Here is a 24,372-nt window from a genome sequence, read left to right on the forward strand (position 1 = left end):
CCTTAGTTCTGGGCTTCGGCGGTCTGCGATGCGGCCTCGGCCGCGGCGACAGCCGTGTCGTATGAATCCACCAGTGCGGCGACGGAAGGCCCGATCGTGTCGAGCACCAGCGCAGGATAGACCCCGAGCAGCAGCGTCATCGCCACCAGCGGTGCAAAAATCCAACGCTCGCGCGATGTCATGTCAGTGATGGTCTTCAGGCTTTCCTTTATCAGGTCGCCCATCACCACGCGGCGGTAGAGCCATAGCGCATAGGCCGCCGAGAAGATCACACCCGAGGTCGCCACCACGGCCACCCAGGTGTTGACCTGGAAGATCGCCATCAGCGTCAGGAATTCACCCACGAACCCCGATGTGCCGGGCAGACCGACGTTCGCCATGGTGAACAGCATGAAGATCAGCGCGTAGACCGGCATCCGGTTGACCAGGCCGCCGTAGGCGTCGATGTCGCGGGTGTGCATCCGGTCATAGACCACGCCCACGCACAGAAACAGCGCCCCCGAAATGAAACCGTGGCTGATCATCTGGAAGATCGCCCCGTCCAGACCCTGCTGGTTGGTGGCGAAGATGCCCATGGTCACGAAACCCATATGCGCGACCGAGGAATAGGCGATCAGCTTCTTCATGTCTTCCTGAACCAGCGCCACCAGTGAGGTGTAGACGATCGCAATCGCGCTCAGCCACAGGATCAGCGGGCCGACGACCTCGGACCCTACCGGGAACATCGGCAGCGAGAACCGCAGGAAACCGTAACCGCCCATTTTCAGCAGGATCGCCGCAAGCACGACGGAACCGGCGGTTGGCGCCTGAACGTGGGCGTCGGGTAGCCATGTGTGCACCGGCCACATCGGCATCTTCACGGCAAAGCTGGCGAAGAAGGCGATGAAAAGCAGCGTCTGCATGCCACCGATAATCTGCACCCCAAGGATGCTGAACGTCTCGGACCCGAAGCGGTGTGTCAGCAGGCTGACATCACAGCCGCCGATGCAGGTGGTGCCCGCATCCGCGAACATCGCCACCATGGCCACCAGCATCAGCACAGACCCGAAGAAGGTGTAGAGGAAGAACTTGAACGACGCATAGATGCGGTTCGCACCGCCCCAGATGCCGATGATCAGGAACATCGGGATCAGCGAGGCCTCGAAGAACACGTAGAACAGCACCAGATCCAGTGCCATGAACACGCCCAGCATGAGCGTTTCCAGCACCAGAAACGCGATCATGTATTCCTTGACGCGGGTTTTCACGTCCCAGCTGGCGGCGATAACCAGCGGCATCATGAAGGTGGTCAGCATGACGAACAGGACAGAGATACCGTCAACGCCCATCCGGTAGCTCAGACCCAGAAGCCACTCGGCCTCGTCCACCATCTGGAACTCGGTATTCGAGGGGTCGAACTCGAGATAGACGAAGATCGACACGATGAACGTCACGGTGGTGGTGATCAGCGCCAGCCACTTTGCGTTGCGTTGCGCCGCTTCGTCCTCGCCGCGCAGGAACACGGCCAGGATCAGGGCCGCGAAGGCGGGCATGAAGGTGACAATGGAAAGAAGATTGTTTTCCATCAGTTCGCTCCTCCGCTCAGCGTCATCCATGTGACGAGGACCGCGATCCCGATCACCATGGCGAAGGCATAGGTAAAGATATAGCCGGACTGCGCGCGACCTGCGAGGCGGGTAAAGAAGGGCACGATCCCCAGCGCGAGCCCGTTGAGGCCCCCGTCGATCACGCTGCCGTCGCCGCGCTTCCACAGGAAGCGGCCGATGGCCTTGGCGGGCCCTACGAAGATAAAGTCATAGGCTTCGTCGAAGTACCATTTGTTCTTGAGGAACAGGTACAAGGGCCGCTGCGTATCGGCCAACCGGCCGGGAAGCGACGGGTTCTTGATGTAGAAGAGCCACGCTGTGGCAAACCCGATAAGCATTGCGATGAACGGCGAGGTCTTGACCCAGTAGGGCACCTTGTGCGCGTCATCCAGCAGCGTGTTGTCCGGCGCGATATAGAGTGCGCCCTCTCCGGGCTCGCCTGCGAACATGTAGTGGTGCTCGGACGAATACTCGCCCTCGCCGCCTTCCTTCGCCTCTTCGGCGCCTTCGACTTTCTCTGCGCCCTCGTGGCCTTCTTCGGCATAAGGCACGCCGTAGAACTTCGCGACCTGATCGACGTGGCCGAAGAACGAACTGTACCAGACCATGCCCGCCAGTGCGGCACCCAGCGCCAGCACACCGAGCGGAAGCAGCATGACCATCGGGCTTTCGTGCGCGTGCTCATGCGTGTGCTTGTTGCCGCGCGGCGTGCCGTAGAACGTCAGGAACATCAGCCGCCAGCTGTAGAAGCTGGTGAAAAGCGCCGCGATCACCAGCATCCAGAACCCGTACATGGAGCCCGCCGCAAAGGCGCTTTCCACGATCGCGTCCTTCGACTGGAAGCCTGCGAAACCGATGGGGATTTCGCCCAGCGTGATGATCCACACAGGGATACCCACACCGGTGATCGCCAGCGTGCCGATCATCATGGCCCAGAACGTATAGGGGATCTTCTTGCGCAGGCCGCCGTAGTTCATCATGTCCTGCTCGTGGTGCATGGCATGAATGACCGAGCCCGCGCCCAGAAACAGCATCGCCTTGAAGAAGGCGTGCGTGAACAGGTGGAACATCGCCGCCGAATACATGCCCACGCCCGCGGCCACGAACATGTAGCCAAGCTGCGACATGGTGGAATAGGCAATCACGCGCTTGATGTCGGTCTGTACCAGACCGATGGTCGCCGCGACGAAGGCCGTCGTGGCCCCCAGCACGGTTACGAACATCATCGCCTCGGGCGCGAATTCCATCACCGGGGACATGCGGCAGACGAGGAACACACCGGCGGTAACCATCGTCGCCGCGTGGATCAGCGCCGACACGGGTGTCGGACCTTCCATCGCATCGGGCAGCCATGTGTGCAGGAAAAGTTGCGCCGATTTGCCCATCGCACCGATGAACAGCAGGAAGGCGATCAGGTTCGCCGCGTTCCAGTCGGTCCACAAAAAGCGGATGGATGTCTCCGCCAGCTCGGGCGCTGCCGCGAAGATGTCGGAGAAGTTGATGCTGTCGGTCAGCAGGAACAGGCCGAAGATCCCCAGCGCGAAGCCGAAATCGCCCACGCGATTGACCACGAAAGCCTTGATCGCGGCGGCGTTTGCAGAGGGTTTCTTGTAATAGAAACCGATCAGCAGGTACGAAGCCACACCGACGCCTTCCCAGCCGAAGAACATCTGCACAAGGTTGTCGGAGGTCACCAGCATCAGCATCGCGAAGGTGAAGAACGACAGATAGGCGAAGAAGCGCGGCTTGTAGCTGACCCCTTCGGCGAAGTGATCGTCATGCGCCATGTAGCCGAAGCTGTAGAGGTGCACGAGGCTCGACACCGTGGTGATCACGATCAGCATGATCGCGGTCAGCCGGTCCAGGCGGATCGCCCAGTCGGTGCTCAGGCTGCCGCTTTCGATGAAACGCAGGATCTGGATGGTTTCGGTCGTGCCGTCGAAGGTCAGGAAGATGATCCAGCTGAGCAGCGCGGACAGGAACAAAAGGCCCGTCGCGATCCAGCAGGCGGCGGTTTCGCCGATGATCTTCCACGAAAATCCGCAGATCAGCGCGCCGATCAGAGGGGCGAAAAGGAGCGTGGTTTCCATGATCTCAGCCCTTCATCACGTTGACGTCTTCCACGGCGATCGTGCCACGGTTGCGGAAGAAACAGACGAGAATGGCAAGGCCGATCGCGGCCTCGGCGGCTGCGACGGTCAGGACGAACAGGGTATAGACCTGCCCCACCATATCCCCGAGGAAACTGGAGAAGGCGACGAAGTTGATGTTCACCGCCAGTAGCATCAATTCGATGCTCATCAGCAGGATGATCACATTCTTGCGGTTCAGAAAGAGCCCGAAGATGCCGATGACGAAAAGCGTCGCCGCTACCGTCAGATAATGTTCCAGTCCGATCATGTCGTCCCTCGAATGCACCCGTTTGCCGGGCTTTTAGTCCTAGTTCTTCCCGATTTCCACCGGGGTTTCACGGGCCTAGCCGAGAAAACTGTAACCGCCGAAAAGTATGATCAAGATGACCACAAGGGCGACGATTGTCGTGCGTGACACAGTCCTAGTCCTTCCATGTTGTCCGGCCGGTTCCGCTGGGCACCAGCGACACGCGACAGACCTTTCAAAAGATCCCGCACCGGCAGCGGTGCGGGATCCAATTCTCTCTAAAGCCCCTGCCCGGGCTTCACGTCGTGCAACTCCATCGCCTTCTTCGGATCCCGCATCATCTGCGCCACGACATCCTGACGCTTCACGTCACCGCGGTGGCGCAGCGTCAGCACAATCGCACCGATCATGGCGACCAGCAGGATCAGACCTGCCAGCTGGAACAGCAGGAAGTAGTCGTCATAAAGCATCAGACCCAGGGCCGCGGTATTCTCGACCGCAAGGTCGGTGGGCTGTCCGCGCAACCCTTCGGCGGCGGCGTTGGTTTCCCATGCGCCAAAGGCCATGACGAACTGCATCAGGATCACCAGACCGATCAGAAGCGCGAGCGGCATGTATTTCGCCATCTCTGCCTTCAGTTCGGCGAAATCCACGTCGAGCATCATCACAACGAAAAGGAACAATACCGCGACCGCGCCGACGTAGACGATGATCAGCAGCATCGCTACGAATTCCGCGCCCAGCAGAACGAACAGCCCCGCAGATGACAGGAACGCAAGGATCAGCCAGAGCACCGAGTGTACGGGATTGCGGCTGACCACCGTAAAGAGGCCACCGGCCACCACGCTGATCGCAAAAAGATAGAATGCGAAAACGCTCATGCGTCATCCTCCTTCTCGTCGAAGACCTGTCCGGCCAGCTCCATCGCACGGGTCATCGCGGGGATGCCGGCGAAAACAGATGTCTGCGCGATGGTTTCCTTGATGTGCTGCTGGGTCGCCCCGGCCTCAAGCGCGTGCCGCACGGTCTGGCGCACGACAGTGTCGTTCTGCGCGCCCTGCATCGTCAGCCCCGAGATCGTCAGCAGCAGCCGTGTACGCGCATCGAGCCCGTCCTTGTTGACGCCGTTGCCGAACATCATTTCCATCATGTCGCGCGGCATCGTGCCCATCATCGCCTCGAACACCTTGGGCGAAAACGCGTCCATCGCAGGAAACGCCTTGGTCATCTCCTGCGCCTGCTTGAACAGCGCCTCGAAAGGATTGATGGGATCGGTCATCTGTAGGGTGCATCCATCTCGAGGTTGCGTGCGATCTCGGCTTCCCAGCGGTCACCGTTCTCCAGCAGCTTTGCCTTGTCGTAATACAGCTCTTCGCGGGTCTCGGTCGAAAATTCGAAGTTGGGACCCTCGACGATGGCATCGACCGGGCAGGCCTCCTGACAGAAGCCGCAGTAGATGCATTTGGTCATGTCGATGTCATAGCGCGTGGTGCGGCGGCTGCCGTCGATCCGCGGCTCGGCGTCGATTGTGATCGCCTGCGCAGGGCATACCGCTTCGCACAGCTTGCACGCGATGCAGCGCTCTTCGCCGTTGGGATAGCGGCGCAGCGCGTGCTCTCCGCGGAAGCGCGGCGAAAGCGGCCCCTTCTCGTGCGGATAGTTCAGCGTCGCCTTGGGCTTGAACATGTACTTCAGGCCCAGCTTGATCCCCTGATAGAAATCCTGAAGCAGGAAGTACTTCGCGTGGCGTGTATAGTCGGTAGAGCTCATATCAGCCTCCTACGGTCCAGCGGGCATAGATGCCCCAGAACCATTCGAATTTGGCGGCAAAGGCCACAAAAACCACCCAGACAAGGCTGAACGGAAGGAAGACCTTCCAGCCCAGACGCATCAGCTGGTCATAGCGGTAGCGTGGTGTGATCGCCTTGATCATCGAGAACATGAAGAACACCAGACCCATCTTGAGGATCATCCAGAAGATCCCGTCGGGCAGCCCCGGAATGGGCGACAGCCAGCCGCCGAAGAACATCAGCGAGATCAGCGCGCACATCAGAACCACGGCGACAAGTTCACCGATCATGAACAGCAGGAAGGGCGTGGAGGAATATTCGACCTGATAGCCCGCGACCAGTTCCGATTCAGCCTCGGGCAGGTCGAAAGGCGGGCGGTTGGTTTCGGCCAGTGCCGAGATGAAGAACAGGATCAGCATCGGGAAATGCGGCAGCCAGTACCAGCTCAGCAGCCCGTAATCGCTGTCCTGCGCGTTGACGATGCCCGAAAAGTTCATCGACCCGGTCGAGATGATGACGCCGATGATGATCAGGCCGATGCTGACCTCGTAAGAGATCATCTGCGCGGCGGAGCGCAGCGAGCCGAGGAACGGATATTTGGAGTTCGACGCCCAGCCGCCCATGATCACACCGTAGACTTCGAGCGAAGAGACCGCGAAGACGAAGAGGATCGCCACGTTGATGTCCGACAGCACCCAGCCGTCATTGAAGGGAATCACCGCCCAGGCGACCAGTGCCATCACGAGGCTGATCATCGGCGCGAGGAAGAAGACCGGCCTGTCGGCCCCGGCGGGCACGACGATTTCCTTGACGATATATTTTCCGAAATCCGCGAAGGATTGCAGCAGGCCGTAGACCCCCACAACGTTCGGACCGCGGCGCAGCTGCACGGAGGCCCAGATCTTGCGGTCCGCGTACATCAGGAAGGCAAGCGCCACCAGAAGCGGGATCACCACGAGGAAAATCTGTCCGACGATCAGCAGGATCGCCCCCAGCGTGGTGTTGAAAAAGAAATCAGCCATATTCGGTCCTCACACCGTCGGGATACCCTTCTCGCGGCAATTGGCAGTCACCACTTCGGCATCGATCGTCTTCAAGCCCCGGGGGAGGCTTGGCGAGATTGTGTAAACAGCATCGGCCCGCCAAATGCCACCCTCGATTTCCACATTTGTGCGCACATGTCTTGCGAATCCGTAGCCCCGGATAAGCGCATATTGCGCGGCGGCGCATTCGGCGTAGGCCGCGACGTTCGCCGGCTCCCTCGCCTTGGTCATCGCCACGTTGAACTGCACCAGATCCCCGTCCAGAAGCACGGTTTCCACCCCCTTGTACTCGGGGATGAAATCCTCTGCCGTGGGCGGGGCCGGTTCACACGCACTGAGGGCCAGCAGCCCTATCGCGGCCAGACGCTTCACTCTGCCGCCATCGCCTCCGTCCGGCGCGCTTTCGCGTTGGCCGACAGACGGGCCATGACCTCGGACGCCCGCGCGATGGGGTTGCTGAGATAGAAGTCCGCGACCGGATACTGAAGCGGTGCGGCATCGATGCTGCCGGTCGCCTCCGCTTGCCAGTCGTTTTCGGCAACTTCATCCACAAGACCCAGATGCGCGTGCTCTTTCACCAGCGCGCGGCGCAGCGCGGCAAGGCTGTCGTAGGGCAGCGTGGCTTCCAGCTCAGCGCTCAACGCGCGCAGGATGGCCCAGTTTTCCTTGGCCTGACCGGGTGCAAAGCTGGCGCGCTGTGCGATCTGCGGGCGTCCTTCGGTGTTGACGAAAAGGCCCGGCTCTTCGGTATAGGCGGCACTTGGCAGGATGATGTCGGCGCGATGCGCCCCGCGGTCACCGTGGCTGCCCTGATAAATCACGAAGGGACCTGCGGGAATGTCACCTTCGTCGGCGCCGAGGTTATAGATCACCTCGGCTTCGAGCGCCTGTGCAATGCCGCCTTCGGTGGTGGCCCCCACGTCCATGGCCCCGACACGGCCCGCAGCGGTATGCAGCACCATGAATTTCGATTTCGTGCTCTCGGCCAACGCCATGGCCTGCGCCAGAATGGCCGCGCCGTCCTCGCGAGCAAGCGCGCCCATGCCGACGACGATCACCGACCGCTTGTCCGCGACCGCGCTGTGGTCACGCCCGGCCAGATCGTCAAGCACCGTTGGGCTGTCGCCCAGATGGTCATAGTCATAGGTCAGATCGACCTTCGGACCGACGACACCCACATTCGCGCCCCGGATCCACGCCTTGCGGATGCGCGCGTTCAGCACAGGGGCCTCGACCGCCGGATTGGTCCCGATCAGCATGACCGATTCCGCAGTGTCCAGATCCTCGACCGCTGCCGTCCCGACATAGCCGGAGCGGTTGCCGGCGGGCAGTTTCGCCCCGTCGGTGCGGCATTCGACGACACCGCCCTGCCCCTCGATCAGCTGTTTCAGCGCATAGGCCGCTTCCACGGGCGCAAGGTCCCCGACCAGACCGGCCACGGACTTGCCCTTGATGGCTTCGGCCGCGGCAGCCAGCGCTTCGGGCCATTCGACGGCTGTCAGCTTGCCGTTCTTGCGCACATAGGGTTTGTCCAGCCGCTGGCGGCGCAGACCGTCCCAGACAAAGCGGGTCTTGTCGGAAATCCATTCCTCGTTCACGCCGTCGTGGTTGCGCGGCAGGAACCGCATCACTTCGCGGCCCTTGGTGTCGACACGCACGTTCGATCCCAGTGCGTCCATCACATCGATTGATTCGGTCTTGGTCAGCTCCCACGGACGCGCGGTGAAGGCGTAGGGCTTGGACACCAGCGCACCGACGGGGCACAGATCGATGATGTTGCCCTGCATGTTGCTGTCGAGCGTTTCGCCCAGATAGGCCGTGATCTCGGCATCCTCACCGCGGCCGGTCTGGCCCATCTGGCTGATGCCCGCGACCTCGGTCGTGAAACGCACGCAGCGGGTGCAGGAAATGCAGCGCGTCATATGGGTCTCGACCAGCGGTCCGAGATCCAGATCCTCGGTGGCGCGCTTGGGTTCGCGGTAGCGCGAAAAATCCACGCCGTAGGCCATCGCCTGATCCTGAAGATCGCATTCGCCGCCCTGATCGCAGATCGGGCAATCGAGCGGGTGGTTGATCAGCAGGAACTCCATGACGCCCTCGCGGGCCTTCTTGACCATGGGCGAGTTGGTTTTCACCACCGGCGGCTCTCCGTCCTTGCCCGGACGCAGGTCGCGCACCTGCATGGCACAGGATGCCGCGGGTTTTGGCGGGCCGCCGACGACTTCCACAAGACACATCCGGCAATTGCCCGCGATGGACAAACGCTCGTGATAGCAGAAGCGCGGCACCTCGATCCCGGCCTGTTCACAGGCCTGGATAAGGGTCATCGCCCCGTCCACTTCCACTTCGTTCCCGTCGATGATGATCTTGCGTAGGTCGCTCATGGTATCACTTCACTTTCAGCAACGAACCTATCCGGCTCGATTTCTCAATCTCTTTGCGCCCCAGTGCGCAATAGCTTTGCGGGTCGTCTTTTACGACCCCGTTGGCCTTGAAATAGGCCGCGCCCTTGGCACGCAGGCGATCCTTTTCGACGTCCGAATCCGCATAGGCGTCGATTTCGGCCTTCGTGTATCCCAGATCTCGTGCTTCGGACTTCACGTCCGAGTACAGCTTCAGCGCCCGGAACATCCGGGCCGAGATGTCGGGGCAGTTTTTTCGTATCTCGTTGGCAATCGCAACATCGAAAACAGCGTCGTCGATAGACTTAACGTCGCGCAGGGCGGGTTTTGCGGCCAGCGGCTGTGTCGACAGCGCCAGAACGCTCAAAATGATCGCAAGGTGTCGCATGAAATCTCCTCAGATGCTCGGCGGGCCTTCGCCCGGTCTGGCACATGTGGGCTATCCCCTTGTTATGCAATAACCGCGCCGCGCAGCGCAGGTTCCGGGCGGACGGTGGTCATGGTCAGCGCGCGCCGGGGCACTGGCCTTGCAGCGTCAGCGTGTCGCTCTCGATCGGCAGGCTTTGCTGCGGTGTCTCAGGTCCGACCGCCCAGATGATATCCGAAGAGCCGAAGGTGTTCACGCAATACTCGATCGCCGCGTATTCGCCCGCTTCCAACGCGCCGGCGAGCGAGCGCGACACCGGGCGGACGGTAACAGTGAAAGTGTCGAGTTGGCGTTCCACCTTGCGCAGCTTCGCGTTGTAGAACTGCCCGTCGAAGGCAATACGGTCATCGTCGGATGTGCACCCGGCCAGCAGCACCGTTGCGGTAGCAAGGATCAACCAAGACTTCATCAACACTCCTCCGCCCCTCGCGGGCGCGGTCCTTCTCGAACTTGGCGACGTTATCGCGCAATTCACGCCAGAGGGCCAGCGGTTATGACTTTTGCGCCTTGATCTTCGCACGTTTGCCCAGCGTCAGCTCGAAACCGACAGTCGGGTCCTTGCAGATGATCGCCTTGGCCATGCTGGTCCAGATCGGTCGGCGCACTTCGGATGCGAACTGGCAGACCGCCCGCGACACATCCGGCCAGTTGCCATAGTCGTCGCACAGCATCACGCCATCATCGGCCAAAAGGTCCCAGTAGTTGCGGAAATCGTGCAAACAGGCCTCGTATTCGTGGCTTGCGTCGATGTGGATCATGTCCGCCTTCACCCCCAGTCGCGTCAGGGCAAAGGCCGCCAAAGTCCCGTCCATCGGGAGCGGCACGATCACATCCGTCATGCCCTTGGAGTGCACATTCGCCAGGAACGTCTGGTAAAGCGTGGGATAGCCGTTCTGCGGGCGCAGCTCGTCGCGCCGGCCGCTGGTCGACAAATGCGCGGACGATCCCAGCCAGGTGTCGATCGACAGGATCTCGGTCTTGAGGCCCAGTTTCTTCGACTGCACCGCCATGTGCAGAGAAGACATCCCCTTCCACACGCCCAGTTCGATGATCAGCTTCGGCTGGAACTCTTCCAGCAGCCGGCGAAAGAACGGATGGGTGGAATTCCAGCCCGAGAAATCGACGCGCGACTCATCGAACTGGTAATCGGCAAAAGCGTCCCCCAGCCCCAGAAGATCACGGATCGAGCCGGTGCCTGCGTCTTTCATCCGTCTCTCCCGTCCGGCGTGTGAAGTTACTCTGCTGCGACCGGCTGCACCGGGCGGCTGCGCTTGTGCTTGATGCGGTCCTCGATTTCATCGCGAAAGTGGCGGATCAGGCCCTGGATCGGCCAGGCCGCCGCATCGCCGAGCGCGCAGATCGTGTGGCCTTCGACCTGCTTGGTCACATCCAGCAGCATGTCGATTTCCTCGGGCTCGGCATCGCCTTTGACCAGACGGTCCATGACCCGCATCATCCAGCCCGTGCCCTCGCGGCAGGGCGTGCACTGGCCGCAGGATTCGTGCTTGTAGAACTTCGACAACCGCCAGATCGCCTTGATCACATCGGTGGAGTTATCCATCACGATCACCGCCGCCGTGCCGAGGCCCGAGCGCTGCTCGCGCAGGTAATCGAAATCCATGATCGCGTCGCGCATGTCCTTGCCCGGGATCATCGGCACCGACGACCCGCCGGGGATCACCGCCTTGAGGTTGTCCCAGCCGCCGCGAATGCCGCCGCAATGCTTCTCGATCAGTTCCTCGAAGGTAATGCTCATCGCTTCTTCGACGACGCAGGGATTGTTGACGTGGCCCGAGATCGCAAACAGCTTGGTGCCCGCGTTATTGGGGCGACCGAAGCCCGCGAACCAGCCGCCGCCGCGCCGCAGGATCGTCGGGACCACGGCAATCGATTCGACGTTGTTCACGGTGGTCGGACAGCCATAGAGCCCCGCGCCCGCCGGGAACGGCGGCTTCATGCGCGGCATCCCCTTCTTGCCTTCAAGGCTTTCCAGCAGCGCGGTTTCCTCGCCGCAGATATAGGCCCCCGCACCATGGGCGAGATAGAGATCGAAGTCCCAGCCGGAACCGGCGGCGTTCTTGCCCAGAAGCCCCGCATCATAGGCTTCGTCGATGGCGGCCTGCAGCGCTTCCTTCTCGCGGATGTATTCACCGCGGATGTAGATGTAGCACGCATGCGCGTTCATCGCGAAAGACGCGATCAGGCAACCCTCGACCAGCGTATGCGGGTCGTGACGCATGATTTCGCGGTCCTTGCAGGTACCGGGTTCGGATTCGTCCGCGTTGACCACCAGATAGCTGGGGCGGCCATCGCTTTCCTTGGGCATGAACGACCATTTCAGACCGGTCGGAAAGCCCGCGCCACCGCGCCCGCGCAGGCCGCTCGCCTTCATCTCGTCCACGATCCAGTCGCGGCCTTTCTTGATGATATCGGCGGTTCCGTCCCAATGTCCGCGCTGCTGCGCGCCTTTCAGCGTGCGGTCGTGCATACCGTAGATATTGGTGAAAATCCGGTCTTTGTCCTGCAACATGCGATTACCCATCCTTCTCGGACTGGCGCGTGCGCCACATCCTGACTGCTTGTATGACCACCCAGAGGAAAATGGCGGCAACGCCGAGTTCCAACAGGCCCATGATCTGGTTCGACCAGCCAAGGCTGGCCCCGGCGAACTCGATGCCGATAAAGGCAAAGGCCGCGACAACACTTACCAAGGCAAGCCGCCGTCCGTCTCGTGACAGTTTGTCATCGCGCTGGCTCACGGACGGCGGTTTCCTCAGGTTTTCTTTTGCTTCTTGCGCGAGAATTCGGTTTCACCGCCCTCGGCAAGGATTTTGGCCTGGCTCATCCAATCGTCGCGCTGGATCCGGCCCTTGAAGCGCAGGCGGTTGTCCACCCACGCGATTTCTTCGGGGCCCCATGCCGCGACCTGCTCGAAATGCCAGATGCCCAGACTGTTGAGCGTCTCTTCCAGCTTCGGACCGACGCCGCTGATCAGCTTGAGGTCGTCCTTGCCACCGTCGCGCGGGCCTTCCATCAAGGCAGGCTTGCTTTCCTCCGCACCGTCCGGCGCACCGGCATTGGCTGCGTCCGCAGGTGGCGCAGCAGCGTCCGCTTCGGCAGGCACACCACCGGGAACGTCAGCGGCCGGGGTGGCGACCTCCTGCTTTTCGTATTTCCACTCACCCTTGCGCTCGGCAAGTTCCTTCTGCCCCGGCAACTCCTTGCTCGGCTTGACGGCGAAGGCTTCGGAAGACGCGTTGCTGACTGCGGCCATGGTCCCCGCAGGAGCGGTTTTGTCGGCGCCCGGACGTGCGGCTGTGGTTGCATCGGCATTGACGCCTGCGGTGCCCGCCTTGCGGACTTCGGAGGGATCCCGACGCTTTGCGGCAGCTTTCGCAGCGTAGCGCTGAGCGGGCTTGGTCGCCTCGGAGGCGAGATCGGCGGCAGCGGTCTGGCCGCGACAAATGAAGAGGCTAAGCACCAGCCCCAGAACGAAACCAATCACGCCGCCGCAGAAGATCGCCTGCAGCGCGCTGAAACCGCCCATCCAGTAAAGCAGAAACATCGACAGGAAGCCCGCCACGCCGGCGATCCCCCAGCAGATGAACGCGCATTCGTTGGAATTCTGTTGCTGTGCCATAAAACCTAATTATCCCCCAGTGGACATGATAGGGCGATCAATCGTAGCGCCCATCTTTGCTAGCCTTGGCGGAGAACTCGGTGGCTTCGCCCCGCGCAAGACGCCCGGCCTGATCGACCCAGGCGTCACGTGACGCGCGGCCCTTGAACCCTTCGAGGTTCTGATCAACCCATGCAAGTTCATCTTTGCCCCATTTTGCAATTTGGTCAAAATGGAAAAATCCCATGGAGTTCAGCAGTTTTTCCAGCTTGGGTCCGACACCGCGAATGAGCTTGAGGTCATCCGCGCCGCCCTCGCGGGGGCTGTCCAGCGTTTCGGGCTTGCGTGTCGCCTCTCCCGAAACCGCCTGCACGTCGTTTTCAGGGTTTGGCGCGACAGAGCCTTCCTCCGGCTTGGCCTTGGCTTGCACGTCTTTTGCTTCGCCGGGCGCCTCGGAAACCTTGTCGGACGCATCCCCGCGGTCGCGCGGTGCGGCCGCTTCGCCAGCGGTGCGCCCGCCCTGCTTGCCGTCCGGGCCGTCGGGCGGCATCAGATCATCGCGCGACTTCGACGCGGGCTTGCCACCCTTGTTGGCGGGCTTGCCTTGCCATGGCGTCAGCAGTGGCACTTCGGTTCCGTCGATGCGCTTGATCGTGTCACCGATGTCAGTGGCAAGCTGCACCGAGGCGTTATACTGCGTCTTGCCGCTGTCCCATTCGGTCAGGCTGGTCAGACCGGCCAACGGCTCGGAAGCGTAACGGCCATTCTGCGGCCCGGGCACCGGCACCTCTCCCGCCGCCAGCTTGTCCAGCAGCGCATTGAAGTTTTCGGCGGTCAGGTCTTCGTAGTAATCCTTGCCGATCTGCGCCATCGGCGCGTTCGAACACGCCCCGAGGCACTCGACCTCTTCCCACGAAAACTTGCCGTCCGCGCTCAATTCATGCGGTTTCTTGGCGATACGCTCCTGACAGATGCCGATCAGGTCCTCGGCGCCGCAGATCATGCAGGACGTGGTGCCGCACACCTGAATATGTGCAACGCTGCCAACGGGTTGAAGCTGGAACATGAAGTAAAATGTCGCCACTTCGAGGCCGCGGATATAGGCCATGCCCAGCATTTCGGACACATGCTCGATTGCCGGACGGGTCAACCAGCCCTCCTGCTCCTGCGCGCGCCACAGCAACGGGATGATGGCGCTCGCCTGACGGCCTTCGGGGTACTTCGTGATCTGCCCTTCGGCCCAGGCCTGGTTGGCGGGCGTGAAGGCAAAGCTTTCGGGTTGGTCGTGATGCAATCTGCGCAGCATGTCTTTATCCTTGTCGCGTTAGCTGGTGCACGCGGGCGGCAGCAGCAAAAGCGTTTCTTCGTCGGCGGCAAAGGTCGCGATGCCCTCCGCCATCATCTCTCGCGACAGCGTGATCGCTGTCGCCCGATCGATCCCCAGCTGGGGCATCTGAACATCGGCCTGCTCGGTCGTCATCTGGCAGCCGTTCTTGTTCATCGCCTCGATCAGGGCGGCTTTCTTGTCTTCGTCGGCCACAACCGGCGTTGCACATACAAACGCCAGAGTTGCGATTGCCCGCTTCACCTGTCCACCTCCCCGAACACGATATCCATCGTGCCGATGATCGCGGCCACATCGGCCAGCTGGTGGCCGCGCGCCATGTGGTCCATCGCCTGAAGGTGCAGATATCCGGGCGCACGCAGCTTGGCGCGGTAGGGTTTGTTGGTCCCGTCCGCCACGAGATACACACCGAATTCGCCCTTCGGCGCTTCCACGGCGGCATAGACCTCTCCGGCGGGCACGTGGAACCCTTCGGTATAAAGCTTGAAGTGGTGGATCAGGCTTTCCATGTCGGTCTTCATGTCCGTCCGCTTGGGCGGCGTGATCTTGCCGCGCGCAAGGATGTCCCCCTTGCCCTCGGGCGCGCGCAGCTTCTCGATCGCCTGCAACATGATGCTGGCCGATTGACGCATCTCTTCCATGCGCACGAGATACCGGTCGTAGCAGTCACCGTTCTTGCCCACGGGGATCTGGAAATCGAATTCGTCGTAGCACTCATAGGGCTGCGCACGGCGTAGATCCCAGGCAAGCCCCGACCCGCGCACCATCACGCCGGAGAAGCCCCAGTCCTGGATCTCTTCCTCGGAGACGATCCCGATATCGACGTTACGCTGTTTAAAAATACGGTTTTCGGTCAGCAGGTTGTCGATATCGACCATGAAACCGCTGAGGAACTTGTGCGTCCATGTCTCGATGTCGTCGATCAGGTCTTCGGGAAGATCCTGGTGCACCCCGCCGGGGCGGAAATACGCAGCGTGCAGACGCGCACCGCAGGCGCGTTCGTAGAAGATCATCAGATCCTCACGTTCCTCGAATCCCCAAAGCGGCGGCGTCAGCGCGCCTACGTCCATCGCCTGCGTGGTGACGTTCAGCAGATGCGACAGGATGCGGCCGATTTCGGAATAGAGCACGCGGATCAGGGAGGCACGGCGAGGCACTTCGACGCCGGTCAGCCGTTCGATGGCCAGACACCACGCATGTTCCTGATTCATCGGGCTGACGTAATCCAGCCGGTCGAAATACGGCAGGTTTTGCAGGTAGGTGCGGCTTTCCATCAGCTTTTCGGTGCCACGGTGCAGCAGGCCGATATGCGGATCGCAGCGCTCGACAACTTCGCCGTCCAGTTCCAGAACCAGACGCAGCACCCCGTGCGCCGCAGGGTGCTGCGGGCCGAAGTTGATGTTGAAGTTGCGGATCTTCTGTTCGCCCGTCTGGGCGTCTTCGAAACCTTTGGTGCCGTCCATCATTTGGATGCCTCTTTCTCGTCACCGGGCAGGACATACTCGGCCCCTTCCCACGGCGACATGAAGTCAAACTGACGATATTCCTGAACCAGCGACACCGGCTCGTAAACGACCCGCTTTTCCGCCTCGTCGTAGCGGACTTCGGTATAGCCGGTCGTCGGGAAGTCCTTGCGCAGCGGATGGCCGCGGAATCCGTAGTCGGTCAGGATGCGGCGCAGATCGGGGTGGCCGGAGAAAAGGATGCCGAACATGTCGAAAACTTCACGCTCGAACCAGTTGGCCGAGGGATGGACAGAGACCAGCGAGGGCACCAGATCGCTTTCGCGGACCGCAACCCGCAGACGGATGCGGTGGTTCTGGTACATGCTCAGAAGGTGGTAGACGACATCGAACCGCTTCGCGCGACCGGGATAGTCCACGGCAGTGATATCCACCAGCGACGAGAACCGGCAGGTGGCATCCCCCTTCAGGAACTCTACCAGACCGGCGATATTCGACGGCGTTACATCGAGGTTCAGCTCGTCATGCGACACGTCCCACGCCAGAACGCAGTCCGGACGCTTCGCCTCGATATAGGCACCAAGCTCTTGCAATTGTTCGCTCATTGTCAATCCTGTCCCGCGCGCGACGCGCGTTTCACGCCCGTTTAGCGTACGATGGTCCCGGTGCGGCGCATCTTGCGCTGCAATTGCATGATCCCGTACAACAGCGCCTCCGCCGTTGGCGGGCAGCCGGGCACGTAGATATCCACCGGCACGATCCGGTCACAGCCACGCACTACCGAATAGCTGTAGTGGTAATAGCCGCCGCCATTGGCGCAGCTGCCCATCGAGATCACATAACGCGGCTCGGGCATCTGGTCGTAGACCTTGCGCAGGGCCGGTGCCATCTTGTTGGTCAGTGTACCGGCAACGATCATCAGGTCCGACTGGCGCGGGCTGGCGCGCGGCGCCGTGCCGAACCGCTCAAGATCGTAGCGCGGCATCGAGGTGTGCATCATCTCAACGGCGCAGCAGGCCAGACCGAAGGTCATCCAGTGCAGCGAACCGGTGCGTGCCCAGTTGATCAGATCCTCGGTGGAGGTCAGCAAGAACCCCTTGTCCTGCAACGCGGTGTTGAGGTTCTGGGTCGCCACATCGCGATCCATGCCGGCTGTGGCGGGGATATTCGTCTGGGTTACTGCCATTCCAGTGCCCCTTTCTTCCATTCATAAGCGAAACCGGCGGTCAGAACGCCCAGGAAAACCATCATCGACCAGAATGCCGCCATCGATATATCGGCAAAGGCGACCGCCCAAGGAAACAGGAACGCGATCTCGAGGTCGAAAATGATGAAGAGAATCGAGACCAGATAGAATCGCACGTCGAATTTCATCCGTGCATCGTCGAAGGCGTTGAAGCCGCATTCGTAGGCGGACACCTTCTCGGGATCTGGGTTGCGCACCGCCAGAACCACCGCGGCGAGGATCAGCGCAAGGCCCAGACCGATCGCGACAGCAAGGAATATGAGGATCGGCAGGTATTCCCGAAGCATATCTTCCAAGGGTGGCTCCTTTCTTGGATGGCGCGGGAAGCGGCCCCGCTCTACGCTCGTTTAGGGATGTAACCCCGTGGCCCGGTGGGGTCAACGGGATGCGCACGGGAAAGGTGTCGCAGGCGCGGGCGATTTCTGCGCCATATGCCCGCGCCTAGACCACCCATGAGGCTTTGCGTTTCTCGAAGAAGGCGCCGATCCCTTCGGCGGCCTCTTCGGTTTCCCAGCGTGCGGCGAGTGCGGCGATCGACATGTCGACATCCGCCTGCCGCGCGGCACCGCCGAGATCCTGTGCCAGCTTCTTGGCTGCCGCCACCGCACCGGGCGCGCAGGCCAGATAGGGTGCGACCTCGCGCTCGACGGCGGCGTCCAGTTCCTCCTCGGGCACGGCACGCGCCAGAAGCCCCAGCTCCACCGCTTCGGCGGCATCGAACACGCGGCCCGACATGAACACGCGCCGCGCGCGGCCCTCCCCCATGCGCGCGATCACGTAGGGGCCGATGGTGGCGGGAATGATCCCCAGCCTCGTTTCCGTCAGCGCCATTTTCAGACCATCGACACCGACGGCCACATCGCAGACCGCCGCCATGCCGACGCCACCGCCGAAGGCATTTCCGTGCAGACGTCCGATCAGGGGTTTCGGCAGGCGGTTCAGCACTCCCAGCATGGTCGCAAGCTTGCCCGCCTCGCGGGCGCGGGTCGCGGCGTCCATCTCCATCTGGGCCTGCATCCAGCCCAGATCGCCACCGGCGCAGAATGTCTTGCCCCGTGCCGCCAGCACGACAACGCGCACCGCAGGGTCCGCGCCCAGCGCCTCGCCCGCCGCGGTGAGGTCGGCAAGCATCTGCGCGGACATCGCGTTATGCTTTTCAGGTCGCGCCATCCACAGGGTCGCGACGCCACGGGCGTCGGTTTCTACGGTAACTGTCTCGTAAGACGTATCTTGCATCGCGTTTCCTTTTTCTGGTGCTGTATCACGCGGGCCGTTCAGCCGCGCATCGCCTTTGCCATCGCCGCAGCCTCGGCGATCTTGTCGGCATCCAGACCGGTCTCGTACCCCAGCGCGGCCAGATGGGCGGCGACCGCTTCCGTCGCGACGTTGCCCTCGGCCCCCGGCGCATAGGGGCATCCGCCAAGGCCGCCCACCGCCGCGTCAAACACCCTGATCCCGAGGCTGAGCGAGGCGTCGATATTCGCCATCGCCCGACCGCCGGTGTCATGGTAATGGCCCGCAAGGCGACCGACCGGCACAACGTCACGGACCGCCAGCAACATCCGCGCGATGCTGTCGGGTGTTCCCGCTCCGATGGTATCGCCCAGCGAAATCTCGTAACAGCCCATCGCAAAGAGCTTGTCGGCCACCGCCGCCACCGCCTGCGGCGAGACCTTGCCGTCGTAGGGGCATTCGACCACGCAGGACACATATCCCCGCACCGGCAGGTCAATGTGCCGCGCCTCCTCCAGAATGGGCGCAAACCGCTCGAAGCTTTCCGCGATGCTGGCGTTGATATTCTTGCGGCTGAATCCTTCCGAGGCCGACGCGAAAATGGCGATTTCATCCGCCCCCGCGGCGACAGCGTCCTCGTAGCCGCGCATGTTCGGCGTCAGCGCGGCATAGCGCACCCCCTCGGCGCGGGTGATCCCGGCCAGAACCTCGGCGGATCCGGCCATTTGCGGTACCCATTTGGGCGAGACGAAGCTTGCGCATTCGATCCGGCGAAACCCTGCCGCGCTCAGCCTGTCCACCAGCGCGACCTTCTCCGACACCGGTATCTCTCGCGCCTCGTTCTGCAACCCGTCCCGCGGGCCGACCTCGAAAATCTCACAGGGTCCAAGGGTCATCGCTGTCGTCCTTTCATGTATTTCACCGATGATCCTACGCGCTTTGCGCGACATTGCTACGCCTTGTGCGGATCAGCTTGCCGGAATCGGCCAGGGCACAAAGAAATCCTCGGTAAACAGACGCGTTCCCTCCTCCGGCAGCGAGGCCTTGAACGCAGGCCGCGCCGAAAGCCGTGCGTACCAGTCGCGCAAGGCGGGATAGGGATCGCACCGCGCGAAATAGCGCGCCATATAGACCGCCTGCCCGACCGAAATATCCGCTGCCGAAAATCCCCCGTCCAGCAGATAGCTCCGCCCCGCAAGCCGCGCCTCGAGAGCACCATAGCATTTCTCGATCCGCGCGGCCTCCAGCTTCATCACGATGGGGCTGCGCATATGATCCTCGCGCAGCGCCACATGCTGCTGGGTCAGCGCCGCCGCATGCTGGCTGATCGTTTCGGCAAAATGCACCCATGTCAGCCACGCCGCCCGTTCGGGGTGCCCCGCAGGCCGCCCGAGACCGTCCGCAGAGTAGCGCTCGCACAGAACTTCGGTGATCGCTCCGGTCTCGAACAGCGCCTCTCCGTGCAGGTCCAGTGCGGGCACCCGTCCTGCCGGGCTTCTGGCCAGAAACTCCGGGCTGCGCAGCGTCTTGTCGAAAGGGTAGATCTGCACATCGAAGGGCACGCCGAGTTCGTGAAGCAACCACAGGCTGCGCATGGAACGGGTCTGCGGACAGTGATGCAGGGTAATCATGCCGCGTCTTCCGCCTCCGCTTCGAGCCGCACCAGCGCCGCGCCCGCCGCGACCTGATCGCCTTCAGCGGCCAGCACCTCGGCAACGGTGCCATCCCGCGCGGCCAGCAAGGCATGCTCCATCTTCATCGCTTCCAGAACGGCCAGCCGGTCCCCCTTGGCGACCCGCTGCCCCACCGTCGCCGTCAGGCTGCGCACCAGACCCGGCATCGGCGCCTCGATCAAGGTGCCGTCGCCCGATCCGCTTTCGGCCATCGCCAGCGGATCAACGAGCTCGAACGCCATGCCGTACCCCTCGAAGACGGTGATCCGGTCGCCCGCCACCGCAACATGCGCGGCGGTATGCCCGTCGATGCGCCAGGTGCCGCCAATCCGCTCGGCCACAACCTCGTCGCCGGCGATGTTCCACAACTGCCGGTGCGGCCCGTCGACCGCGACCTTGAGGATGTGCTGCGCGCCCGCCCACTCCAGCGTGACCTGCCGCACCAAGGGCTGCCAAAGGGTAAACCCCGTCTCGGAGCCCGGGTGTAACAGATCCAGTGCCGCCATACCCGCAAGCGCCACGTGACGCGGCGCCGGTTCCGGTGCGGCAACAAGCGTGTCCAGATCACGCGCGATCAGCCCGGTATCGACCTCGCCGCGCCCGAATCCGGCGTGCCGCGCCAAAGCGCCCAGAAAGGCAAGGTTCGTCACAGTCCCTGCGACCTCGGTCGCCGCCAGCGCCCGGCGCAACCGGGACAGCGCGATCGCGCGGGTCGGGCCGTGAACGGTGATCTTGGCAATCATCGGATCGTAGAAGGGGCTGATCGTATCCCCCGCACGCACGCCGCTGTCCGACCTGCAATCGGGATCGAAGACCAGATGCGACAGCGTGCCTGTCGCGGGCAGAAAGCCCTTTGCGACGTCCTCCGCATAGAGCCGCGCCTCGAAAGCGTGGCCGTCGATCGACAACTCCTCCTGCCGCATCGGCAAGGGCTCGCCCGCCGCCACGCGCAACTGCCATGACACCAGATCGACGCCGGTAATGGCTTCGGTAACCGGATGCTCCACCTGAAGACGTGTGTTCATCTCCATGAAAAAGAACCCATCCGCCCTCAGCCCGCCGGATCCGTCGACGATGAATTCGACCGTGCCCGCTCCCTTGTATCCGATCGCTTCGGCCGCCCGCACGGCCGCCGCTCCCATGGCCGCGCGCATCTCTTCGGTCATCCCGGGGGCCGGCGCTTCCTCGATCACCTTCTGGTGGCGCCGCTGAAGCGAACAGTCGCGCTCGAACAGATGCACGGCACGGGTGCCATCGCCGAAAACCTGCACCTCGATGTGGCGCGGCTGGCTCACGAATTTCTCGACCAGCACATCGGCATTGCCGAACGCGCCCTTCGCCTCCGACCGCGCCGAGGCGAGCGCATCCGCAAACCCGTCGGGGCTGTCCACCTGCCGCATCCCCTTGCCGCCGCCACCGGCAACCGCCTTGATCAGCACCGGATAGCCGATGCGCGCGGCTTCCCGCGCCAGCAGGTCATCGGACTGGTCCTTGCCGTGATAGCCCGGCACCACCGGAACGCCCGCCTCTTCCATCAGCGCCTTCGCGGCGTCCTTCAGGCCCATCGCGCGGATCGCGTCCGCCGACGGCCCGATGAAAGTCAGACCGGCGGCGTCCACCGCTTCGACGAAATCGGGATTCTCCGACAGAAAACCATAGCCGGGATGGATCGCCTGCGCCCCGCTTTCCAGCGCCGCCGCGATGATCCGGTCGCCGCGCAAATAGCTGTCGGCGGGCGCGGAGCCGCCGACGTGAACCGCCGCATCCGCCATCTCGACATGTTTCGCACCCGCATCGGCATCCGAATAGACCGCGACGCAGCGCACGCCCATGGCCTGCGCGGTCTGCATCACGCGGCACGCGATCTCGCCCCGGTTGGCAATCAGTATGGTGTCAAACATTCCATCTCTCCTCTTCGGGCGACAGAGCAGCGCCCGGCCCTTTTTGCCTGATCCCGCCTAGCGTGCCGCGGATCCACTTCTTTTTCTGCACAACGCCGGGGCTCCATTTTGCCCCTAAACTCAATCCCGCACTGTCGTCCGGCCGCACTGTCTCTTTTGGCCGCCCCGAACCCGCCCCGCGCCCTCAGCCACCGCCCGTCCCACCGGCGGCGAAATCCTCCACCACCTCGAAACGCTCGACCAGCAGTGGCACATCCGGCGCAAACGCGCCCGCGCGGGTCAGATAGGCCTCGTAGCCCGCGCGCCACTGGGCGAGGTCGCGGAATTCACCCTGCGGCCTGACCAGATCTTCCGTCATCCCGTCGAAGGGTATGCGCATCACCTCCAACTTGCGCAGGGCCAGTTGCGGCGCGCCGTCCCAATCCGTCGCGATGTCGATCCGTCCGGCCTCCGGCAGCGGCTCGCCGCGCGCCTCGAAGGACGCGACCGCGTCGCAGGTCACGGTCTTGTCGCCCGCGCGCACCAGCGCCAGGATCTCGGCATTGAGCGTGGGGCTGTCACCGTAGCGGAAGCCAATCGATCCCGGATACCGCGCCTGCGCATCTGCAAGTTTCATCTGCTTTCCCCCGCGCGTGGCCTTGCCATCCGTCTCACATCCGGAACACGCCGAAACGTGTCTCCTCGATCGGGGCATTCAGGCTCGCGGACAGGCTCAGGAACAGGGTGTCGCGGGTCTTGCGCGGATCAACGATCCCGTCGTCCCACAACCGCGCCGTCGCATAGAGCGGGTGCGACTGGCGCTCGAACATATCGATGGTCGGCTGCTTGAAGGCCGCTTCCTCCTCGGCGGACCAAGCGCCCCCCTGCCGTTCGATCGCGTCGCGCTTCACCGTAGCCAGCACACCTGCGGCCTGCGCCCCACCCATCACCGAAATCCGGCTGTTCGGCCAGGTCCACATGAAACGCGGCGAATAGGCGCGTCCGGCCATGCCGTAGTTCCCCGCCCCGAAGGAGCCGCCCACCAGCATGGTGATCTTGGGCACATTGGTCGACGCGACAGCGGTGACCATCTTGGCCCCGTGACGCGCGATGCCTTCGTTCTCGTATTTCCGCCCGACCATGAAGCCGGTGATGTTTTGCAGAAATACCAGCGGAATACGCCGCTGCGAGCACAGCTCGACGAAATGCGCCCCCTTCTGCGCGGCTTCCGAAAACAACACGCCGTTGTTGGCGACGATGCCGATCGGGCAGCCCTTGAGGTGCGCGAAACCGGTCACCAGCGTCTCGCCGAAGCGCGGCTTGAACTCATCGAGGCGGCTGCCGTCCACCACCCGCGCGATCACCTCGCGGATGTCATAGGGGGTCCGCAGGTCGGCGGGCACCACGCCAAGGATCTCGTCGGGGTCATAGGCAGGGTCTTCGGGGCTTTGCCACTGCACAGTGGCGGGACGCGCGCGGTTGAGGTAACCCACCGCACGCCGCGCCAGCGACAGCGCATGGGCGTCGTCCTCGGCCAGATAGTCGGCCACGCCCGACAGGCGCGTATGGACGTCACCGCCGCCCAGATCCTCGGCGGTCACAACCTCACCGGTCGCGGCCTTTACCAGCGGCGGTCCGGCAAGGAAGATCGTGCCCTGCTCCTTCACGATGATCGTGACGTCCGACATGGCCGGCACATAGGCGCCGCCCGCCGTGCAGGACCCCATGACCACAGCGATCTGCGGGATGCCCTTGGCGCTCATCCGCGCCTGATTGTAGAAGATCCGGCCAAAATGGTCGCGGTCGGGAAAGACCTCGTCCTGGTTGGGCAGGTTCGCCCCGCCGCTGTCGACCAGATAGATGCAGGGAAGGTGGTTTTCCTCCGCGATCTCCTGCGCGCGCAGGTGTTTCTTGACCGTCATCGGATAGTAGGTGCCGCCCTTTACCGTCGCATCGTTGCACACCACCATGACCTCGAGCCCCTGCACCTGCCCGATGCCCGCGATCACCCCTGCGGCGGGTGCCGCGCCGTCGTAGAGGCCATGGGCGGCAAGCGCACCGATTTCCAGAAAAGGCGATCCGGGATCCAGAAGGTTCGCCACCCTTTCGCGCGGCAGCATCTTGCCGCGGCTGACGTGGCGGTCGCGCGATTTCTCGCCGCCGCCCAGCGCCGCGACGGAAGCGGCCTGCGCCACCTCTGCCAGTGCGTCCAGATGCGCTGCCTCGTTTGTCTTGAACTGGTCCGACGACGCAATCGCCTGAGAGTGCAGTTTCATGGTGTGGTTC

27 protein-coding genes are annotated in these 24,372 nt (G+C 62.8%); all 27 read right to left on the minus strand.

What is annotated here, in order from left to right; genetic code table 11:
* Positions 1 to 2: 2 nt before the first annotated feature.
* Positions 3 to 1,565 carry an NADH-quinone oxidoreductase subunit M gene (locus ABMC89_RS05550; RefSeq protein ID WP_349566028.1) on the minus strand — a complete coding sequence of 521 codons (1,563 nt, stop codon included), beginning with the start codon at positions 1,563 to 1,565 and terminating at the stop codon, positions 3 to 5.
* A complete protein-coding gene (nuoL, locus tag ABMC89_RS05555) occupies positions 1,565 to 3,676 on the minus strand; it encodes an NADH-quinone oxidoreductase subunit L (protein ID WP_349566030.1) in 2,112 nt (703 codons plus the stop codon). Before nuoL ends, ABMC89_RS05550 begins: the two co-directional genes overlap by 1 nt.
* A 4-nt stretch (positions 3,677 to 3,680) precedes the next feature.
* Positions 3,681 to 3,986, minus strand: a complete 306-nt coding sequence (nuoK, locus tag ABMC89_RS05560; RefSeq protein WP_349566032.1) for an NADH-quinone oxidoreductase subunit NuoK — start codon at positions 3,984 to 3,986, stop codon at positions 3,681 to 3,683.
* Positions 3,987 to 4,243: 257 nt separating this feature from the next.
* Positions 4,244 to 4,846 (minus strand): NADH-quinone oxidoreductase subunit J, encoded by a 603-nt coding sequence (locus tag ABMC89_RS05565; protein WP_349566034.1) that lies wholly within the window; start codon positions 4,844 to 4,846, stop codon positions 4,244 to 4,246.
* Positions 4,843 to 5,244 (minus strand): carboxymuconolactone decarboxylase family protein, encoded by a 402-nt coding sequence (locus tag ABMC89_RS05570; RefSeq protein ID WP_349566036.1) that lies wholly within the window; start codon positions 5,242 to 5,244, stop codon positions 4,843 to 4,845. Before ABMC89_RS05570 ends, ABMC89_RS05565 begins: the two co-directional genes overlap by 4 nt.
* Positions 5,241 to 5,735: an NADH-quinone oxidoreductase subunit NuoI gene (nuoI, locus tag ABMC89_RS05575; protein ID WP_349566039.1), complete on the minus strand. Its 495-nt coding sequence runs from the start codon at positions 5,733 to 5,735 to the stop codon at positions 5,241 to 5,243. The genes ABMC89_RS05570 and nuoI overlap by 4 nt, the downstream gene beginning before the upstream one ends.
* 1 nt (position 5,736) lies before the next feature.
* A complete protein-coding gene (gene nuoH, locus ABMC89_RS05580; protein ID WP_349566042.1) occupies positions 5,737 to 6,777 on the minus strand; it encodes an NADH-quinone oxidoreductase subunit NuoH in 1,041 nt (346 codons plus the stop codon).
* 9 nt (positions 6,778 to 6,786) lie between these two features.
* Positions 6,787 to 7,170 carry a YNQ4 family lipoprotein gene (locus ABMC89_RS05585; RefSeq protein WP_349566044.1) on the minus strand — a complete coding sequence of 128 codons (384 nt, stop codon included), beginning with the start codon at positions 7,168 to 7,170 and terminating at the stop codon, positions 6,787 to 6,789.
* Complete coding sequence (nuoG, locus tag ABMC89_RS05590) at positions 7,167 to 9,182, minus strand: NADH-quinone oxidoreductase subunit NuoG (protein ID WP_349566046.1); 2,016 nt, start codon at positions 9,180 to 9,182, stop codon at positions 7,167 to 7,169. The genes ABMC89_RS05585 and nuoG overlap by 4 nt, the downstream gene beginning before the upstream one ends.
* 4 nt (positions 9,183 to 9,186) lie before the next feature.
* Positions 9,187 to 9,588, minus strand: a complete 402-nt coding sequence (locus ABMC89_RS05595) for a DUF5333 domain-containing protein (protein WP_349566048.1) — start codon at positions 9,586 to 9,588, stop codon at positions 9,187 to 9,189.
* Positions 9,589 to 9,703: 115 nt separating this feature from the next.
* Positions 9,704 to 10,036 (minus strand): hypothetical protein, encoded by a 333-nt coding sequence (locus ABMC89_RS05600; protein ID WP_349566050.1) that lies wholly within the window; start codon positions 10,034 to 10,036, stop codon positions 9,704 to 9,706.
* A gap of 82 nt (positions 10,037 to 10,118) precedes the next feature.
* Positions 10,119 to 10,835 carry a class I SAM-dependent methyltransferase gene (locus ABMC89_RS05605; protein ID WP_349566052.1) on the minus strand — a complete coding sequence of 239 codons (717 nt, stop codon included), beginning with the start codon at positions 10,833 to 10,835 and terminating at the stop codon, positions 10,119 to 10,121.
* A gap of 26 nt (positions 10,836 to 10,861) precedes the next feature.
* Positions 10,862 to 12,157, minus strand: a complete 1,296-nt coding sequence (gene nuoF / locus ABMC89_RS05610; protein ID WP_349566054.1) for an NADH-quinone oxidoreductase subunit NuoF — start codon at positions 12,155 to 12,157, stop codon at positions 10,862 to 10,864.
* A gap of 4 nt (positions 12,158 to 12,161) precedes the next feature.
* On the minus strand, positions 12,162 to 12,386 hold the full coding sequence (locus ABMC89_RS05615) for a DUF5337 family protein (RefSeq protein ID WP_349566056.1): 225 nt from the start codon (positions 12,384 to 12,386) through the stop codon (positions 12,162 to 12,164).
* A 14-nt stretch (positions 12,387 to 12,400) separates the two neighbouring features.
* Positions 12,401 to 13,267: a helix-hairpin-helix domain-containing protein gene (locus ABMC89_RS05620; protein ID WP_349566058.1), complete on the minus strand. Its 867-nt coding sequence runs from the start codon at positions 13,265 to 13,267 to the stop codon at positions 12,401 to 12,403.
* Between the two features lie 37 nt (positions 13,268 to 13,304).
* Positions 13,305 to 14,552: an NADH-quinone oxidoreductase subunit E gene (locus ABMC89_RS05625; RefSeq protein ID WP_349566060.1), complete on the minus strand. Its 1,248-nt coding sequence runs from the start codon at positions 14,550 to 14,552 to the stop codon at positions 13,305 to 13,307.
* 18 nt (positions 14,553 to 14,570) lie between these two features.
* On the minus strand, positions 14,571 to 14,786 hold the full coding sequence (locus tag ABMC89_RS05630; RefSeq protein ID WP_349566062.1) for a hypothetical protein: 216 nt from the start codon (positions 14,784 to 14,786) through the stop codon (positions 14,571 to 14,573).
* 44 nt (positions 14,787 to 14,830) lie between these two features.
* On the minus strand, positions 14,831 to 16,057 hold the full coding sequence (locus tag ABMC89_RS05635; RefSeq protein WP_349566064.1) for an NADH-quinone oxidoreductase subunit D: 1,227 nt from the start codon (positions 16,055 to 16,057) through the stop codon (positions 14,831 to 14,833).
* Entirely contained in the window at positions 16,054 to 16,659 is a 606-nt protein-coding gene (locus tag ABMC89_RS05640; protein WP_349566066.1) for an NADH-quinone oxidoreductase subunit C, read from the minus strand. Before ABMC89_RS05640 ends, ABMC89_RS05635 begins: the two co-directional genes overlap by 4 nt.
* A 41-nt stretch (positions 16,660 to 16,700) precedes the next feature.
* Entirely contained in the window at positions 16,701 to 17,240 is a 540-nt protein-coding gene (locus tag ABMC89_RS05645; RefSeq protein WP_349566068.1) for a NuoB/complex I 20 kDa subunit family protein, read from the minus strand.
* Positions 17,231 to 17,596 carry an NADH-quinone oxidoreductase subunit A gene (locus tag ABMC89_RS05650; protein ID WP_349566070.1) on the minus strand — a complete coding sequence of 122 codons (366 nt, stop codon included), beginning with the start codon at positions 17,594 to 17,596 and terminating at the stop codon, positions 17,231 to 17,233. Before ABMC89_RS05650 ends, ABMC89_RS05645 begins: the two co-directional genes overlap by 10 nt.
* Before the next feature lie 145 nt (positions 17,597 to 17,741).
* A complete protein-coding gene (locus tag ABMC89_RS05655) occupies positions 17,742 to 18,536 on the minus strand; it encodes a crotonase/enoyl-CoA hydratase family protein (RefSeq protein ID WP_349566072.1) in 795 nt (264 codons plus the stop codon).
* A 38-nt stretch (positions 18,537 to 18,574) separates the two neighbouring features.
* A complete protein-coding gene (locus tag ABMC89_RS05660; protein ID WP_349566074.1) occupies positions 18,575 to 19,429 on the minus strand; it encodes a hydroxymethylglutaryl-CoA lyase in 855 nt (284 codons plus the stop codon).
* A 72-nt stretch (positions 19,430 to 19,501) separates the two neighbouring features.
* Entirely contained in the window at positions 19,502 to 20,164 is a 663-nt protein-coding gene (locus ABMC89_RS05665) for a glutathione S-transferase family protein (RefSeq protein ID WP_349566076.1), read from the minus strand.
* Entirely contained in the window at positions 20,161 to 22,107 is a 1,947-nt protein-coding gene (locus tag ABMC89_RS05670; protein WP_349566078.1) for an ATP-binding protein, read from the minus strand. The genes ABMC89_RS05665 and ABMC89_RS05670 overlap by 4 nt, the downstream gene beginning before the upstream one ends.
* A 184-nt stretch (positions 22,108 to 22,291) precedes the next feature.
* Positions 22,292 to 22,723 (minus strand): ASCH domain-containing protein, encoded by a 432-nt coding sequence (locus ABMC89_RS05675; RefSeq protein WP_349566080.1) that lies wholly within the window; start codon positions 22,721 to 22,723, stop codon positions 22,292 to 22,294.
* A 34-nt stretch (positions 22,724 to 22,757) separates the two neighbouring features.
* Positions 22,758 to 24,362, minus strand: a complete 1,605-nt coding sequence (locus ABMC89_RS05680) for a carboxyl transferase domain-containing protein (protein ID WP_349566082.1) — start codon at positions 24,360 to 24,362, stop codon at positions 22,758 to 22,760.
* Positions 24,363 to 24,372: the final 10 nt, after the last annotated feature.

This window comes from Sulfitobacter sp. HNIBRBA3233 (assembly GCF_040149665.1).
GTDB lineage: Bacteria > Pseudomonadota > Alphaproteobacteria > Rhodobacterales > Rhodobacteraceae > Sulfitobacter > Sulfitobacter marinivivus.